Origin of the sequence: Micrococcus sp. KRD026, assembly GCF_017168445.1 — a bacterium.
GTDB lineage: Bacteria > Actinomycetota > Actinomycetes > Actinomycetales > Micrococcaceae > Micrococcus > Micrococcus luteus.
The window spans coordinates 69091-84483 of sequence record NZ_JABFBA010000021.1 but is presented as its reverse complement, the minus strand read 5'-3'; the positions used below and the strand labels follow the sequence as shown (position 1 = coordinate 84483).

General features: G+C 74.6%; 14 protein-coding genes. 9 read left to right on the top strand and 5 right to left on the bottom strand.

Annotated elements, in window-relative coordinates; translation table 11 throughout:
* The coding region (locus J1M40_RS07505) for an MFS transporter (protein ID WP_206450646.1) at window positions 1–1377 on the bottom strand (1377 nt) is incomplete at its 3' end.
* Entirely contained in the window at window positions 1374–2762 is a 1389-nt protein-coding gene (locus J1M40_RS07500; RefSeq protein ID WP_020624946.1) for an acyl-CoA dehydrogenase family protein, read from the bottom strand. The genes J1M40_RS07500 and J1M40_RS07505, both read right to left, overlap by 4 nt.
* Before the next feature lie 197 nt (window positions 2763–2959).
* Here J1M40_RS07500 and J1M40_RS07495 point away from each other — a divergent pair, with 197 nt between their 5' ends.
* The 7 genes from J1M40_RS07495 to hutG all read left to right on the top strand — a co-directional run bounded on the left by J1M40_RS07495 (window position 2960) and on the right by hutG (window position 9566).
* Window positions 2960–3844 (top strand): DMT family transporter, encoded by an 885-nt coding sequence (locus J1M40_RS07495; RefSeq protein ID WP_063189894.1) that lies wholly within the window; start codon window positions 2960–2962, stop codon window positions 3842–3844.
* Window positions 3845–3849: 5 nt separating this feature from the next.
* Window positions 3850–4647, top strand: coding sequence for a DUF1648 domain-containing protein (locus J1M40_RS07490; RefSeq protein ID WP_206450645.1), 798 nt, complete (start codon window positions 3850–3852; stop codon window positions 4645–4647).
* Window positions 4648–4655: 8 nt separating this feature from the next.
* Window positions 4656–5192: a metallophosphoesterase gene (locus J1M40_RS07485; protein WP_063189892.1), complete on the top strand. Its 537-nt coding sequence runs from the start codon at window positions 4656–4658 to the stop codon at window positions 5190–5192.
* A 206-nt stretch (window positions 5193–5398) separates the two neighbouring features.
* Window positions 5399–6331: a hypothetical protein gene (locus J1M40_RS07480; RefSeq protein WP_020624950.1), complete on the top strand. Its 933-nt coding sequence runs from the start codon at window positions 5399–5401 to the stop codon at window positions 6329–6331.
* Between the two features lie 222 nt (window positions 6332–6553).
* Window positions 6554–7927 carry an O-acetylhomoserine aminocarboxypropyltransferase/cysteine synthase family protein gene (locus J1M40_RS07475; RefSeq protein WP_101967229.1) on the top strand — a complete coding sequence of 458 codons (1374 nt, stop codon included), beginning with the start codon at window positions 6554–6556 and terminating at the stop codon, window positions 7925–7927.
* Window positions 7928–7930: 3 nt separating this feature from the next.
* Entirely contained in the window at window positions 7931–8446 is a 516-nt protein-coding gene (locus J1M40_RS07470; RefSeq protein WP_041104443.1) for a CoA-binding protein, read from the top strand.
* Window positions 8447–8519: 73 nt separating this feature from the next.
* Window positions 8520–9566, top strand: coding sequence for a formimidoylglutamase (gene hutG, locus J1M40_RS07465; protein ID WP_020625717.1), 1047 nt, complete (start codon window positions 8520–8522; stop codon window positions 9564–9566).
* A gap of 39 nt (window positions 9567–9605) precedes the next feature.
* On the opposite strand, the gene J1M40_RS07460 is transcribed toward hutG, so the two are convergent.
* The gene (locus J1M40_RS07460; RefSeq protein ID WP_020625716.1) at window positions 9606–10283 is read right to left on the bottom strand and encodes a GntR family transcriptional regulator; all 678 of its coding nucleotides are present in this window, start codon (window positions 10281–10283) and stop codon (window positions 9606–9608) included.
* Between the two features lie 103 nt (window positions 10284–10386).
* Here J1M40_RS07460 and J1M40_RS07455 point away from each other — a divergent pair, with 103 nt between their 5' ends.
* Entirely contained in the window at window positions 10387–11049 is a 663-nt protein-coding gene (locus tag J1M40_RS07455; RefSeq protein WP_020624777.1) for a flavin reductase family protein, read from the top strand.
* Entirely contained in the window at window positions 11046–12356 is a 1311-nt protein-coding gene (locus tag J1M40_RS07450) for an MFS transporter (protein ID WP_060973915.1), read from the top strand. Before J1M40_RS07455 ends, J1M40_RS07450 begins: the two co-directional genes overlap by 4 nt.
* A gap of 121 nt (window positions 12357–12477) precedes the next feature.
* Here J1M40_RS07450 and hutH read toward each other — a convergent pair whose 3' ends face one another.
* Both hutH and hutI read right to left on the bottom strand, forming a co-directional pair.
* A complete protein-coding gene (hutH, locus tag J1M40_RS07445; RefSeq protein ID WP_020624959.1) occupies window positions 12478–14091 on the bottom strand; it encodes a histidine ammonia-lyase in 1614 nt (537 codons plus the stop codon).
* Window positions 14092–14120: 29 nt separating this feature from the next.
* Window positions 14121–15326: an imidazolonepropionase gene (hutI, locus tag J1M40_RS07440; protein WP_070708763.1), complete on the bottom strand. Its 1206-nt coding sequence runs from the start codon at window positions 15324–15326 to the stop codon at window positions 14121–14123.
* Window positions 15327–15393: the final 67 nt, after the last annotated feature.

Genomic DNA, 15393 nt, shown 5'->3' with positions numbered 1-15393 from the left:
GTCGGGGCGGGCGGTCACCGCGGCGGCACCGGGGGCGGCATCGACGGCCGGCCCGTCCGCCTGTGCGGCCAGGATGGCGGCGTCGTCGGCCACGAGGTCCGTCTCGGGGCGGGCCACGGGGTCACGGGCGAAGCGCGAGGCGATCAGCGAGAGCGTGGCCAGCAGCGTCAGGTACGCGGCGATCAGCCACGGCGTGTGGCCGCCGACCTCGTACAGCAGCGCCGCGATGAACGGGGCGAACCCGCCGCCCACCACCGTGCCGAGCTGATAGCCCAGGTTCACGCCCGAGTACCGCACGCGCACCGGGAACTGCTCGGCGAACCACGCGGCCTGCGGACCGTAGACGCTGTCGTGGGCCACGTTGATCACCAGCACCACGACGAGCGGCAGCACCGCCAGCGCGCCGGCATCCACGACGGCGAACAGCACCCAGCCCGCCACCGCCGTGAGCGCGTACCCGACCCGGGACACCCGGGCACGGCCCACCCGGTCCGAGACCGCGCCCCAGAAGGGGGTGCTCACCAGCCCGATGGCCGAGGCGACCATGATGGCGGAGACGAGGACGCCGTCGTCGGCGCCGCGGAGCACGAGGTAGCTGACCAGGTACGCGGTGACGAGGTAGTAGAGGCCGTTCTGGCCGAGACGCAGGCCGGCGGTCACGAGCACGGGGCGGGCGTGATGGCGCAGCAGCTCGACGACGGGCGCGCGGCTGACGGTCCCGGCGTCCCGGTGCACGCGGAACTCGGCCGAGTCCTCGACGCCGAGGCGGATGGCCAGGCCCACCACCACGAGCAGACCCGAGGCGAGGAACGGCAGGCGCCAGCCGAACGCGGCGAACTGCTCGTCGGTGGTGGCCAGCTTGACCAGGGAGAACGCGCCGGTGGCCAGGAGCATGCCGGCCGAGGAGCCGACCTGCGTGAACGAGCCGAACAGGCCGCGCCGGTCCGCGGGGGCGTGCTCCACGGACATCAGGGCGGCGCCGCCCCACTCCATGCCGGCGGAGAGGCCCTGCAGGCAGCGCAGCAGCACGAGCCCGGCCACCGCCCACCAGCCCGCCTGGGCGAACGTGGGCAGGACGCCGATGAGCATCGAGGCGCCGCCCATCAGCAGCAGCGAGATGACCAGCAGGGCCTTGCGGCCCACGCGGTCCCCGAAGTGGCCGGCCACGATCCCGCCCAGCGGGCGCAGCACGACGCCGACGGCGAGCGTGGCGAACGAGGCGAGGGTCGCCCCGAACGCGGTCTGGCCGGGGAAGAACTGCACGTTGAACACGAGCGCGGCGGCCAGGCCGTAGAGGTAGAAGTCGTACCACTCGATGGTGGTGCCGATGAACGAGCCGAGCACGGCCCGGCGACGGTGGGTGCGCAGGGTGCTCATCGGGCGGCCTCCCCGGAGGCGGGGGCGTCGGCGCCGAGGGGCGCGGAGGCGGCCGGGGCGTCGCCGATCGCGTTGAGGCCCTCGGGCACGGTGCCGTTGATCCAGAAGTCGCCGATCGCCCGGGCGCGGAACGCGATGGGATTGTGCGTGGCCACCGTCTGCGCGTTGCGCCAGTGCCGGTCCAGGCCCTTGGCGGTGCTCGTGGCGGAGGCCCCACCGGTGAGGAACAGCTCCTGGGCGGCGCCGAGGGCCAGCTCCGGGACGGTCACCTGGGCGTGCTCCACCGCCAGCTCGGCCCACGTGAAGGAGGCGGGCACCTCCTCGGGGGCGCCGGAGCCGGTGCGGCCGGCCTCGTGGTCCGCGAGCGCCGCATCCAGGGCGTCCGCCGCCGAGAGCACCGCGGCCTCGGCCGTGAACGCCTTGGCCGCGATCCGCCCGACGGCCTCCTGGATCAGCGGGTCCTCCCGGAACGGCAGGCCCAGGCCCGTGTTGAAGGTGCGCACGCGGACGGCCACGGCGTCGGCGGCGTCCCGACGGGCCGCCCGGGCGATCCCGGCGAGGACGGCGAGCAGGATGAGCTGGAACCACGCCGCCTCGTAGACCGCCTCGGCGCTGCCGGGTGCCCGGTCGAGCACGTCCTGCGGCGGCACGGCGACGCCGTCGAACACCGCGGTGCCGGTGCCGGTCAGGCGCTGGCCGAAGCCGTCCCAGTCGTCGTCCAGACGCACACCCGGGGCCTCCACCGGCACGACGGCGAAGCGCCGGCCCGGGGCCGGTCGCCCGTCCGCGTCGGTCTGGGCGGCGGAGACGCGCGTGTGCGAGGAGAAGATCGAGCCGGTCGCGTAGAACTTGGTGCCAGTCAGGGTCCACGGGCCGTCGCCCGCGGGTGCCGGGGTGAGGACCGTGTTGAGCGTGCCCAGCGCGTTGCCGCCCTTCTCGGTGGATGCGTTGCCGACCGTGGCGCCGGCCAGGATCCGGGCATGCCAGCGCTCGCGGACGGCCTCGGGCTGGAAGCGGAGGGAGTCGAGGAATCCCAGGTGCGAGCGGTAGAGGTGCGCGACGTTCGCGTCCGCCTCCGCCAGGTCGATCAGCAGGGCCACGGCGGTCCGCACGTCCACACCGGGCCCACCGGCCTCCGCGGGGACCCGCAGCGTGGCGAAGCCGGCCTCGTTGAGGGCACGGACCTCCTCGAACGGGAGGATCCGGCGGCGGTCGCGCTCGCGGGAGCCTTCGGCGATCCGCGCGAACACCGGGGCGAAGTGGCGGCGCAGGCCGGCCAGGTCGCGGGGCAGGTCTGCGGGGCGCTCGAGCGGCGGGACGGCGCCGAGCGGGACGGGCGTGGCGGCGGGCGGCGCGGACGCGTCCGTCGGGTCGGTGAGCGGCATGTCGATCTCCTCGGTCCGGAGGCGGGCGGCCCGCCGGGCGCGGTGCCGCGGGTCGTGGGGGTCGCTGGGTCGTATGGAGGCCCACGCTAGGAACGGTTCCGGGGCGGTGTGCCGGCGGCCGTCACATTCGGCGGGCCGGTCGCGGGGAGGGCTCCGGCCGGGGCCGGGGTGACGCGGCGCGGCCCTAGGCTGAGCCCGTGCGTCTCGTCCTGCTCGTCCTGCTCTCGCTGCTGAGTCAGCAGCTCGGCGCGTCCGTGGCGGGCCTGCTGTTCGACGACGTCGGCGCGTCCGCCATGGTCGCCCTGCGCGTGGTGTTCTCCGCGGCCGTGCTGCTGCTCGTCACCCGGCCGAGCCGCGCCGCCCTCGCCGGCCTGGGTCCCCGGGGGTGGGCCGCCGTCGTCGGGCTGGGTGCGGCCATGACCGGCATGAACCTGGCCATCTACGAGGCGTTCGCGCGGATCCCGCAGGGCGTGGCCGTGACGTTCGAGGTGCTCGGGCCGCTGGCGCTGTCCGTGGCGGCGCGGCCGTCATGGCGGTCGGCGGCGTGGGCGGCCCTCGCGCTCGTCGGGATCGGGGTGCTCGGCCGGGAGGGGTTCAGCGCGGACGGCGGGATCGGCGGCGCGGGGCTGGACCCGGTGGGGGTGGCGCTCGCGCTGGCCGCGGCGGCGTGCTGGGCGGCGTACATCCTGCTCTCCCGGCGTGCGGGGACCCATCTGCCGGGGGTGCAGGGGCTGGCCCTGGCGACGGCGGCCGGGTCCCTCGTGGCGCTGCCGGTCGGCGTCGCGACGGCGGGTACGGCCCTGCTCTCTCCCGTGGTGCTGGGCGTGGGACTGGCCGTGGCGCTGCTGTCCACGGCGGTGCCGTACGGGATCGACCTGCAGGTGCTGCGCCACATGCCGACCGCACTGTTCTCCCTGCTGACGTGCCTCTCGCCGATCGCGGCGGCGCTGACCGCGTGGGCCGTGCGCGGGCAGGAGCTCACCCCGCTGGACCTGGCGGGGATGCTGCTGGTGATCGCGGCGTGCGCGGCCGCCGTCTGGACGGGCCGGTCACCCGGTGTGGCGGGCGGGGGCCGAAGTTAGCCTGGGTGCCCCATCCCGTCCCCGCCGACGTCCCCGCCGCCGAGCGCGCCGCCCTGCGCCGTGGCCGGCTGCGTCCGTGGCTGCCGTTCCTGCTCGCGGCCGCGCTGTGCCTGGCGCTGCTGGGGTGGGCCCTCGTCGCCCTGCCGGGCCTGCCGGAGCGCGTGCCCACGCACTGGGGCGTCGACGGGCGACCGGATGCGTGGGAGGACGCCTCGTTCGGCACGGTGGCGACGGGGCCGCTGATCGGCCTCGGCATGACGGGGTTCCTGGCCCTGGTCTCCGCGATGGTCACTGCCCTGGTTCCCATGGATCCGGGGCTGTCCCCGTGGCGGCGCGTGCGCCAGCCGGGGGTGCACCGCGGGGTCCAGGCGTGCCTCGGGTGGTCGTGCGTGCTCATCGTGCTGGTGCTGGCCCCGACGACGGCCGAGGTGCTCGCCGCCGGGGCGTGGACGATGGCCTGGTGGCTCCTGCCCCTCACGCTGACCGTGCTCATGGTGGGCATCTTCCCGGCGATGCGGGCCGGCACCCGGCGGTGGACGCGCTGGGCGGACCGCGTCGCCGCGGACCTCGGGCACCGGCCCACGGCCGCGGAGCTCGCCGAGGACGAGGTGTGGACGCCCCTGGGGCTCAAGCGCGACCCCGAGGACCCGGCCGTCTTCCCCGCCAAACGCCCCGGCTACGGCGTGGGCGTGACGGTCAACCTCGCCACCCCGGCGGGCCGGTGGCTGGTGCGCGGATTCGTGGCGGTGTTCATCGTCGGCCTGCCGCTGGCGCTCTGGCTCGGCGCGTTCGCGGCGCGGTGAGGCGGACCGTGCCCGACGACGTCGCCGTCCGCCTGCTCCTGATCGCCGACACCCACATCCCGCGGCGCGCCCGCGCCCTGCCTGCGCAGGTGCGGGCCGAGGTGGCGCGGGCCGACGTCGTGCTCCACGCCGGCGACTGGGTGGCCGAGGACGTGCTCGACGACCTCGACGCGCGGGCCGCCCGGCTGGTGGGCGTGTGGGGCAACAACGACGGGCCGGGGCCGCGGGCGCGGCTGCCCGAGGTGGCGCGCGTGGAGCTCGGCGGGGTGCGGATCGCGATGGTCCACGAGACGGGCCCGGCGGCCGGCCGCGAGCGCCGCATGGCCGCGGCGTTCCCGGACGCGGACGTGCTGGTCTTCGGGCACAGCCACATCCCGTGGGACACCGTGGCCGGGCCGGAGACCGCGAACCCGGGCCTGCGGCTGCTCAACCCCGGCTCCTGCACGGACCGGCGGCGGCAGCCGGTGTGCACGCTGATACGCGCGGTGGCGCGGGACGGACGGCTCGAGGACGTGGAGCTGGTGCCGGTCGACCGCACGCCGTGACCGACGGGCCGGCCGCTCCCCGCAACGCGGGTTGAGTTATCACCGGTCCAGGCGGCGCGCACCCGTGATAACTCAACCCGCGTCGCGCCGGGGCCGCCGTGTCCGGCGGGTCGGCCGCTCCTGCACAGCCACCACGACGACGGCGGCCCTCCCCAGGGCGCGTCGGTCCGGTCCGTCGCAGGGCCCGGGGGCGGCAGGCTCACCCCATGACCGCGCGCACGCCCCTGCCGTCCACCCTCGCCGCGGGCGCCTTCACGACGGCCGAGCTGCACGCCGCCGGCCTGCCGTGGCGCCGCACCCTCGCGGCAGACCTCGCCCGGATCTGCCGCGGCGTGCACACCGCGGGCATCCCCGACCCGTGCGCCCCGGACGGCGCGGCCGCGCTGGTCCGCCTCACGGGCGGGGTGGTCTCCCACGTCTCTGCCGCCCTCTGGCACGGACTGCCGCTGCCGCCCCGCCTCACGCGGCCAGCCGGACTGCACCTGACCTTCGACCGGTCCGCGCGCACGCACCGGACCGACCTGGGCGGCGTCGTCAGCCACCGGGTGCGACTGCCCTCCGACCACGTGCTCGAGCTTCCCGACGGCCAGCGCGTCACGACGGCGGCGCGCACCTGGTTCGACCTCGCCGGGATGCTCCGCCCCCACGAGGTGGACTGGCTCATCGCGGCCGGCGACCACCTGGTGTGTCCGCCGTGGACGCCGACGGGCCGGGCGCACCCCGTGGCCACCGTGCCCGGGCTGTCGGAGGTGCTCGCCCGCTGCCGTGGCCGGCCGGGTGTCCGTCTCGCACGTGCCGCGCTGGCCGAGGTGCGCGTCGGGGCCGACTCCCCGCCCGAGACCTTCCTCCGGCTCGCGCTGATCCGGGCCGGGCTGCCGGAGCCGGAGCTGCAGGTCGCCGTCGACCCGGCCGACCCGGCCTCGCCCGTCGTGGACCTCGGGTACCGGGGGGCGCGCCTGGCCCTCCAGTACGACGGCGCCGGCCACCGCACGGCTCAGCAGCAGGCGAGGGACGCCCGTCGGGACGCGTACTGCCTCGAGCGGGAATGGACGACCCTGCGCTGCACCTGGGAGGACCAGCGCGCTGGGTTCGGGCGGATCGTGGGGCTGGTCCGGCGTCGGCTCGCCCGCACGCGCTGATCCGCCCCCGCGGCCAACACGGGTTGAGTTGTCACGGGTCCCGTCCAACGCGGGTTGAGTTGTCACGGGTCCAGGCCCGCGTAACCGGTGATAACTCAACCCGCGTTGCACGGCACCGGCCTGCGCCGCGTGACGCTCTGCGACGTGCCCACCCTGCCCCCGGCGCACCTCGCCCGGGACAATGGGAGGGACTGTCCCGAAGCCTCCATCGAAAGGACCCCCGTGGCTGACCACGAGTTCGGCTTCCGCACCCAGGCGCTGCACGCGGGCGCCGTCCCGGACGCCGTCCACGGCTCCCGCGCGGTGCCGATCCACCAGACCAGCTCCTTCGTGTTCGAGTCCGCCGAAGACGCCGCCAACCTCTTCGCGCTGCAGAAGTACGGCAACATCTACTCGCGGATCGGCAACCCCACGGTCGCCGCGTTCGAGGAGCGGGTCGCCACGCTCGAGGGCGGGATCGGGGCCGTCGCGACGGCGTCCGGCATGGCCGCCGAGTTCGTCACCTTCGCGGCCCTCGCCGGGGCCGGTGACCACATCGTGGCGTCCTCGAAGCTCTACGGCGGCACGATCACCCAGCTGGACGTCTCCCTGCGCCGGTTCGGCGTCGAGACCACGTTCGTGGACTCCGCCGAGGCCGCGGACTTCGAGGCCGCCCTCCAGCCCAACACCAAGACCGTCTACACGGAGATCGTCGCCAACCCCTCCGGTGACGTCGTGGACCTGCCCGGCCTGGCCGACGTCGCCCACCGGCACGGCGTGCCGCTCGTCGTGGACGCGACCCTCACCCCGCCCTACCTGATCCGGCCGATCGAGCACGGGGCGGACATCGTCATCCATTCGGCCACGAAGTTCCTCGGCGGGCAGGGCACCACGCTCGGCGGCGTCGTGGTGGAGTCCGGCCGCTTCCCGTGGGACAACGGCAAGTTCCCGTCGATGACCGAGCCCGTGCCGTCGTACGGCGGCGTCTCCTGGTGGGGCAACTTCGGCGAATACGGTTTCCTCACCAAGCTCCGCTCGGAGCAGCTGCGCGACTTCGGCCCGTCGCTGGCCCCCCAGTCGGCGTTCCAGCTGCTGCTCGGCGTCGAGACGCTGGCCCCGCGCATGGACGCCCACCTGGCGAATGCGCAGGCCGTGGCGCAGTGGCTGGACGAGGACCCGCGCGTCTCCTGGGTCCGCTACGCCGGCCTGCCCGACCACCCGCACCACGCCCGCGCGCAGCAGCTGCTGCCCCGGGGCGTCGGCTCGGTGTTCAGCTTCGGCGTGGCCCCGGCAGCCACAGACACCGACGACGGCGCCTCCGGTCCGGAGGCCGGGCGTGCGACGGCGTCGCGCTTCATCTCCGCCCTGCAGCTGGCCAGCCACCTGGCCAACATCGGCGACGCGAAGACGCTCGTGCTGCACCCCGCCACGACGACCCATCAGCAGCTCACCGCCGAGCAGCTCGTGGCCGCGGGCATCCCGGAGGACCTCATCCGCATCTCGGTGGGCATCGAGGACACCGAGGACATCCTCTGGGACCTGGACCAGGCCCTGACCGAGGCCACCGGCCGCACCCGCGACGACGACGGCGCCCCGGCCGCGCCGAAGGAGGCCTGAGCCATGAGCACCACCCACCCCGAGCGCACCTGGACCGGCCCCGGCGCCCCCGAGCGCCTGGCGATCCTGCGGCGCACCCGGTCGATCGCGATCGTCGGCGCCTCGGACAAGCCGGCCCGTGCGTCGTACTTCGTGGCCACGTACCTGCTGAGCTCGACCACGTACGACGTCTACTTCGTCAATCCCGTGCTCGCCGCGGCCGGCAAGGAGATCCTCGGCCACCGCGTGTACGCCTCGCTGGACGACCTGCCCGTCACCCCGGACCTCGTGGAGGTGTTCCGCAAGTCCTCCGACGCCCCCGAGGTGGTGGCGGACGCCGCCCGCGTGGGCGCCCGGACCGTGTGGCTGCAGCTGGGCATCTGGAACGAGGACGCCGCGCGTCAGGCCGAGGCCGCGGGCCTGGAGGTCGTGATGGACCGCTGTGTGAAGATCGAGCACGCCCGCTTCCACGGCGGGCTCAACCTCGCCGGCTTCGTCACCGGCGTGATCAGCTCGCGGCGCCAGGAACTGGACCGCTAGGCGGACGACGCCCCGTGTCGGGCGTCGTCCGGCCCGCGTTGCGCACCCGCCGTCGATGGCGTGGGATGGTCCCATGACCTCCGAGCTCCCCTCCTCGTCCCTCTCCTCCGCCTGGACCGGCCGCACCGACGGCGACGCCCCCGAGCACCTACGCTGGCACCAGGTCGTCCGCCCCGCCGACGGCCGCGGCGAGCCCACGACGCCGCAGCGCCACCCCGGTGCCGGTGCTCCGACGTCGGGCGCGCGGTCCACGGCGCTCATCGGCTTCGCCTCGGACGAGGGCGTGCGCCGGAACCACGGCCGCGTGGGCGCCGAGGACGGCCCGGAGGCGCTGCGCGGCGCGCTCGCCTCGCTCGCGTATCTCGAGGGCACGGGCGCGCTCGTGGACGCGGGCGACGTGTCCGTGGACCGCGGAGACGACGACGCCCCGGGCGAGCTCGAGGCGGGCCAGGCCGAGCTGGGCACGGTGGTCAGCGGGCTGCTGAACGCCCACGACCTGGCCGTGGTGCTCGGCGGCGGACACGAGACCGCCTACGCATCGATCACGGGCCTGACCGGCTCCACGCGCGTGGGCGCGGGCACCCGCGTGGGCATCCTCAACCTGGACGCGCACTTCGACCTGCGCGAGGCGCCGCGGCCCAGCTCCGGCACCCCGTTCCTGCAGGCGCTGCGGGACGCCGAGGGGGCGGAGCATCAGCTCTCCTACGCGGTGGTGGGCATCAGCGAGGCAAACAACACCCGGGCCCTGTTCGACACCGCGCGCGAACGCGGGGTCACGTGGGTGACCGACGAGCAGGCCCAGACCGCCGACGTCACCGGCGTGCGCCGCTGGGTGCGCTCGTTCATCAACGCCGTGGACGTGCTCTACCTGACGATCGACCTGGATGTGCTGCCGGCCGCCGTCGCCCCGGGGGTGAGCGCACCGGCCGGCTTCGGCGTGCCGTACGAGGTGATCCACGCGTGCGCGCTGGAGGCCACCCAGTCCGGGAAGCTGGCCCTGGCCGACGTCGTGGAGCTCAACCCCGCCCTGGACGTGGACGGCCGCACGGCGAAGGCCGCGGCCCGGCTGATCCACACGATCGTCAGCCGTCACCGGACGGACGCGTCGCTGCTGGCCTGAGGCGGGCGGGGGTCCGTTCAGGCGCGGGGGCCGCGCGCGTCAGTGCCCCGCTGCCCACGGGGCTGGGGGCTCGGCGCTGCCGTGGGCCGCGCGTCGGGCGGCGTAGTCCAGCGCCGAGCGTGCCAGGAAGTCGTGCAGGGCCAGCACCCCGGCCCGGGCTCCTGCCGCGTCCCTCCGGGTCACCGCCTCCAGCGCCGGGACGTAGAACGCCCGGCCGCGTTCGACCTCGTCGGGCAGGCCCTTCGTGGTGGCGAGCCAGAACCGCCGGGAGAGCCCCTGGAGCGGGACCAGGGAGTCGGCGAGATAGCGGTTGTTCGCGATCGTGCGCAGGAGTTCGTGCGAGCGCCCGACGGCGGCGACGTACGCCGGCAGGTCCTCCACCGTGCGCAGGTGCCGCACGTGGGCCGCGACGGCGGCCAGCTGCTCCTCGTCCGCCCGCGCGCAGGCCAGTCCCACGGCCAGGGCCTCGAGCGACCGCCGCACCTCCAGCCTCTCCAGCTGGTCGTCCACGGAGATCGGGGGCACCTGCAGTCCCCGTCCCCCACCGGCCAGGAGCCAGTGGTCTCGGATGAGGCGCTGCACGGCCTCGCGCAGGGGTGTGCGCCCCGTCTCGGCGGCGTCGATGAGGTCCGCCTCGCTGAGGATGGCGCCCGGTGGCAGCTCCCCGGTCTCGATCTTCTGCGTCAGGCGGGCGTAGGCCTCCTCCGACTTGTTCATGGGCCCAGCGTAGGCAGTCATCTGCCCCCAATCCGTTTGATATATCCGGGATATGCGGCGTAGCGTGACCCACATCCTGTTACCGGCGTCACATGGAGGACTCATGAAGTACCGCCCGCAGCACGAGGCCAACCCCCTGCCCTTCTCCCCCTTCAAGAGCTCCACCGTGCCGCGGCCCATCGGCTGGCTGTCCTCCGTGAGCACGGACGGCCGGGAGAACATCGCCCCCTACAGCCAGTGGCAGAACCTCACCTTCGACCCGCCCATGGTGATGTTCTCCGCGAACCAGTACCCGGACGGACGCCGCAAGGACACCGTCCTCAACGCGGAGCAGACCGGCTGGTTCGTGTGGAACATGGCCACCTACGACCTGCGCGAGGCCGTCAACGTCTCCGCCATGGCCCTGGAGCCGGGCGAGAGCGAGTGGGACCGCATCGCCGAGCACGGCGTCACCAAGGTCTACGCGGACAACCACCCCATCCCGATGGTCGCCGAGTCCCCCGTGCGCTTCGAGTGCCGCTACCACTCGACGCACCGCATCAAGGGCGACTCGAACGTCGGCACCATCGACGTGGTCTTCGCCCACGTGGACACCATCCACATCGACGACGACGTCATCACCGCCGACGGCCGCCTCGACATCCCGCGCATCCAGCCGATCGCCCGCCTGGGCTACTTCGACTACACCGTGGTGCGGGAGACCTTCGAGATGCGGGTGCCCGGCGCCGACGGCGATGCCCAGGCCGGCCTCGAGGGACGGGCATGAGCACCGCGGCCACCGGCGCGGCCCGGCCCGCTCCCGTGCCCGGGGCCTGCCCCCGGAGCCTGAAGGACATGCTGGCCGTGAACTTCGGCAACGCGCTGGAGTGGTACGACTGGAACGTCTACACGATCTTCGCCCCGGTCTTCGCGGCGCAGATCTTCCACGCGGACAACCCCACCTCCGAGCTGCTCGCCACCCTGGCCGTCTTCGCGGTGGGCTTCGTCGCCCGCCCCATCGGCGGCTACGTGTTCGGCGCCTACGCGGACCGGGTGGGCCGCAAGCGCAGCCTCTTCGCGGCGATGATGATCACCGCGCTCGGCAGCCTGATCATCGCCTTCACCCCCACCTACGGCACGGTGGGCGTCCTCGCCTCGGTGATCCTCGTCGTCGCCCGCCTGCTGCAGGGCCTGGCGCACGGCGGCGAGATGGGCACCTCCGTGACCTACCTCGTGGAGCGGGCGCCGCAGGGCCGGCGCGGGCTGTTCGGGGCGACGTCGTGGGTGTCCGTGGTGGTGGGCACGATCCTGGCGACGCTCGTGGGCCTGGCCATCAACACGCTGCTCTCCCACGAGCAGGTGGCGTCCTGGGGCTGGCGCGTGGCGTTCGGCATCGGCGGCGTCCTCGGCCTCTACGCGCTGTATCTGCGACGGAGCCTGACGGAGTCGGAGCACTTCACGGCGGCGCAGCAGGTGGTGCCCACCGCCGACGACGCCCCGCGCCGGGAGCCGGGCGCGGTGTGGCGCGGCCTGCTGACGATCTTCCTGGTCTCCGCGGGCGGCTCCCTGATGTTCTACACGTGGCTGATCTACCTGCCCACGCACGCGCAGGTGGCCCATCAGATGGACAAGTCCACCACCCTCTCGGCCTCGCTCCTGGCCCAGGTGATCTTCCTGGCCGCCATCCTCGGGGCGGGCCTGCTGGGCGACCGGATCGGCCGCCGCCCGCTGGTCATCGCCTTCGGCCTGCTCTTCGTGGTGCTGCCGTTCCCGCTGTTCGGCATGCTGGACGGCACCTTCGCCTCGTTCCTGCTCGTGCAGACCATCGCCCTGCTGGCCGTGGCGCTGCTGTTCGGCGTCAACGGCGCCGTCTGGTCCGAGGTGCTGCCCACGGCGGTGCGCGCCAAGGGCGTGGCCACCATGCTCTCGCTGGCCACCGCGATCTTCGGCGGCACGGCGCCGTACCTGATCACGTGGCTGACGGCGCAGGGGTGGGCCAGCGCGTTCCCGATCTACCTCATGGTGGTCGGCGGCCTCACCGGCCTGACCGGCCTGTTCATGAAGGAGACGAAGGACGTGGACCTGGCGGCCTGAGCCGGGGCGACCGGGCCCGCAGGCCGCCCCCTCCGCACACAGAGTGGTCACGACACGCCGTCTCGTGCAGACGCACGCGGCGTGTCGTGACCACTCTGTGGCCTCTGACCGCTCTGCGGCGTCAGTGCCCCTCGGCCTCGGCGCCCTCGGACTCCTTGGCCAGGTCCTGCGGCTCGGCATCGGCGGACACGCCCGCGAGCGCCTCCGCCACGGCGGCCAGCACGGACCCGTCGCGCAGGGCCTGCTCGGCGGCGGCCAGCTGCGGGGCCATGTACTGGTCCGGGCCGGGGCCGGGGACGCCGGCCTCGCGGATCACGCGGACGGCGGCACCGGTCGCGGCGGAGGGCTGCAGCGGGGCGCGCAGCTCGATCGCGCGGGCGGCGGCCACGAGCTCGACGGCGAGCACGCGGCGGAAGTTCTCCACGGCCGAGCGCAGCTTGCGGGCGGCGTGCCAGCCCATGGAGACGTGGTCCTCCTGCATCGCGGAGGACGGGATCGAGTCCACGGACGCGGGCACGGCCAGACGCTTCATGTCCGAGACGAGCCCGGCCTGCGTGTACTGGGCGATCATCATGCCGGAGTCCACGCCCGGGTCGTCCACGAGGAACGCGGGCAGCCCGTGTGAGCGGGCCGGGTCCAGCATGCGGTCGGTGCGGCGCTCGGACATGCTGGCGACGTCGGCCACCGGGATGGCCAGGAAGTCCAGCACGTACGCCACGGGCGCCCCGTGGAAGTTGCCGTTCGAGCTCACCCGGCCGTCGTCGAGCACCACCGGGTTGTCCACGGTGGCGGCGAGCTCGCGCTCGGCCACGGTGCGCACGTACGCGAGGGTGTCGCGCAGGCCGCCGGCCACCTGCGGGGCGCAGCGCAGCGAGTAGGCGTCCTGCACGCGGGAGTCGCCCTCCTTGTGGCTGGCCACGATCGGCGAGCCCGCCAGGATCTTCAGCATCCGGTCGGCGGAGGTCGCCTGGCCCGGGTGGGGGCGCAGCGGCAGGTGCAGCTCCGGCACGAACACGCGGTCGGTGCCGAGCAGCGCCTCCACGGACATCGCGGCGGTGAGGTCCACGGTGTCGGCGAGCTCCTCGAGGTCGGCCAGCGCCATGATCAGCATGCCGAGCATGCCCTCGGTGCCGTTGACGAGGGCCAGGCCCTCCTTCTCCCGCAGCTCGACCGGCTCGATCCCGGCCTCGGCGAGCGCCTCGCGGGCCGGACGCAGCGCACCGTCCGCCCCGACGACGTCGCCCTCGCCCATCAGCGCCAGGGCCACGTGGGAGAGCGGGGCGAGGTCGCCCGAGCAGCCCAGCGAGCCGAACTCGCGCACGGCGGGGGTGATGCCCGCGTTGAGCATGGCCACGAAGGTCTCGACCACCACGGGGCGCACGCCCGTGCGGCCGGAGGCCAGCGTGGTGGCGCGCAGGAACATCAGCGCGCGGACGACCTCGCGCTCCACCACGGGGCCCATGCCGGCGGCGTGGGAGCGGATCAGGGACTTCTGCAGCTGCGCGCGGGACTCGAGCGGGATGTGCTTGTCCGCGAGCGCGCCGAAGCCGGTGGAGACGCCGTAGGTGGGGGTCTCGGCCTCGGCCAGCGCCTCGACGTGGCGGCGGACCGCGCCGACGGTCTCGAGCACGTCGTCGGCGAGCACCACGCGGGCGTCGTGGCGGGCCACGGCGACGACGTCGTCCAGGGTGGCCCCGGACGTGCCGAGCGTGACGGTGGCGGGAGGGGTGGTCATGGTGATGCGTTCTCCTTGCTGTCGGTCGATCAGACGGCCCGGCGGCCCGCGCGCCAGACCGCATGGGTCAGCGGCATGCCGGGGCGGTAGGCCAGGTGGATGGCGGCGGGGGCGTCGAGCACGTGCAGGTCGGCGCGCTTGCCGACCTCGAGGCTGCCGACGCGGTCCTGCGCCCGCAGGCCGATGGCCCCGCCGAGGGTGGCGGCGCGCACGGCCTCGGCGAGGGTCAGGTGCATCTGCAGCACGGCGGTGCCCACGTTGAAGTTCATGGACGTGGTGTAGCTGGTGCCCGGGTTGCAGTTCGAGGCCAGGGAGACCTCGATGCCGGCGTCGAGCAGGCGACGCGCGGGCGCCAGCGGGGCGCGGGTGGACAGGTCGCACGCCGGCAGGCAGCCGGCCACGGTGCCGGGCGTGCCGGTGGCCGAGGCGCGGTCCCAGCCGGTCCAGGTGCCGGCCAGGGCCTCGACGTCCGCGTCGGAGAGGTGGTTGACGTGGTCCACGGAGGCGGCGCCGAACTCCACGGCCACGCCCACGCCCGGGCCCTGCTCGATCTGGTTGCCGTGCAGGCGCACGCCCAGTCCCGCCGCCACGCCCGCGGCGAGCACGCGGCGGGTCTGCTCGGCGTCGAAGGCGCCGGTGTCGCAGAACACGTCCACCCAGCTCGCGTGCTCCCGCACGGCCTCGAGCATCGGCCCGACGACGTCGTCGAGGTAGTCCTCCGCGTCCCGGCCCGGGGGCACGAGGTGGGCGCCGAGGAAGGTCACCTCGTCCACGAGGCCCTCCTCGCGCAGCCCGGCCAGCAGGCGCGCGTGGCGGGCCTCCTCCTCCACGGTGAGCCCGTAGCCGGTCTTGGTCTCGAGGTAGGTGGTGCCGCCGGCCACCGCGTCGGCCACCCGGCCGCGGACCAGCTCGGCCAGGCGGTCGTCCGAGGCGGCACGGGTGGCGGAGGTGGTCACACCGATGCCGCCGGCCGCGTAGGACTCCCCGGCCATGCGGGCCTCGAACTCGGCGGAGCGGTCCCCGTCGAACACGAGATGCGTGTGGGAGTCCACCCAGCCGGGCAGCACGGCGCGGCCCCCCACGGACACCCGGTCGTCCGCGTCCGGGGCGTCCGCGGCGGCGCCGATCCAGGCGATGCGCTCGTCCTCGACGACGACGGCCGCGTCCGTGAGCACCCGCCTTTCGGGGTCGACGGTGGTCAGCTCGGCGATGTCGGTGATGAGCGTGGAGCGCATGGGGGCCTCTCTCTGCGGGACGGACGGGGGGCTGTCTCTATTCCACATTTCCAAGCCCAGAGGCCGG

What these genes read in the sequence shown, in the direction of transcription:
- J1M40_RS07470 (WP_041104443.1), top strand. Translation starts at nt 7,931, where the DNA reads ATGAGCACCACCCACCCCGAGCGCACCTGGACCGGCCCCGGCGCCCCC.
- hutG (WP_020625717.1), top strand. Translation starts at nt 8,520, where the DNA reads ATGACCTCCGAGCTCCCCTCCTCGTCCCTCTCCTCCGCCTGGACCGGC.
- J1M40_RS07455 (WP_020624777.1), top strand. Translation starts at nt 10,387, where the DNA reads ATGAAGTACCGCCCGCAGCACGAGGCCAACCCCCTGCCCTTCTCCCCC.
- J1M40_RS07480 (WP_020624950.1), top strand. Translation starts at nt 5,399, where the DNA reads ATGACCGCGCGCACGCCCCTGCCGTCCACCCTCGCCGCGGGCGCCTTC.
- J1M40_RS07500 (WP_020624946.1), bottom strand. Translation starts at nt 2,762, where the DNA reads ATGCCGCTCACCGACCCGACGGACGCGTCCGCGCCGCCCGCCGCCACG.
- J1M40_RS07450 (WP_060973915.1), top strand. Translation starts at nt 11,046, where the DNA reads ATGAGCACCGCGGCCACCGGCGCGGCCCGGCCCGCTCCCGTGCCCGGG.
- hutI (WP_070708763.1), bottom strand. Translation starts at nt 15,326, where the DNA reads ATGCGCTCCACGCTCATCACCGACATCGCCGAGCTGACCACCGTCGAC.
- hutH (WP_020624959.1), bottom strand. Translation starts at nt 14,091, where the DNA reads ATGACCACCCCTCCCGCCACCGTCACGCTCGGCACGTCCGGGGCCACC.
- J1M40_RS07460 (WP_020625716.1), bottom strand. Translation starts at nt 10,283, where the DNA reads ATGAACAAGTCGGAGGAGGCCTACGCCCGCCTGACGCAGAAGATCGAG.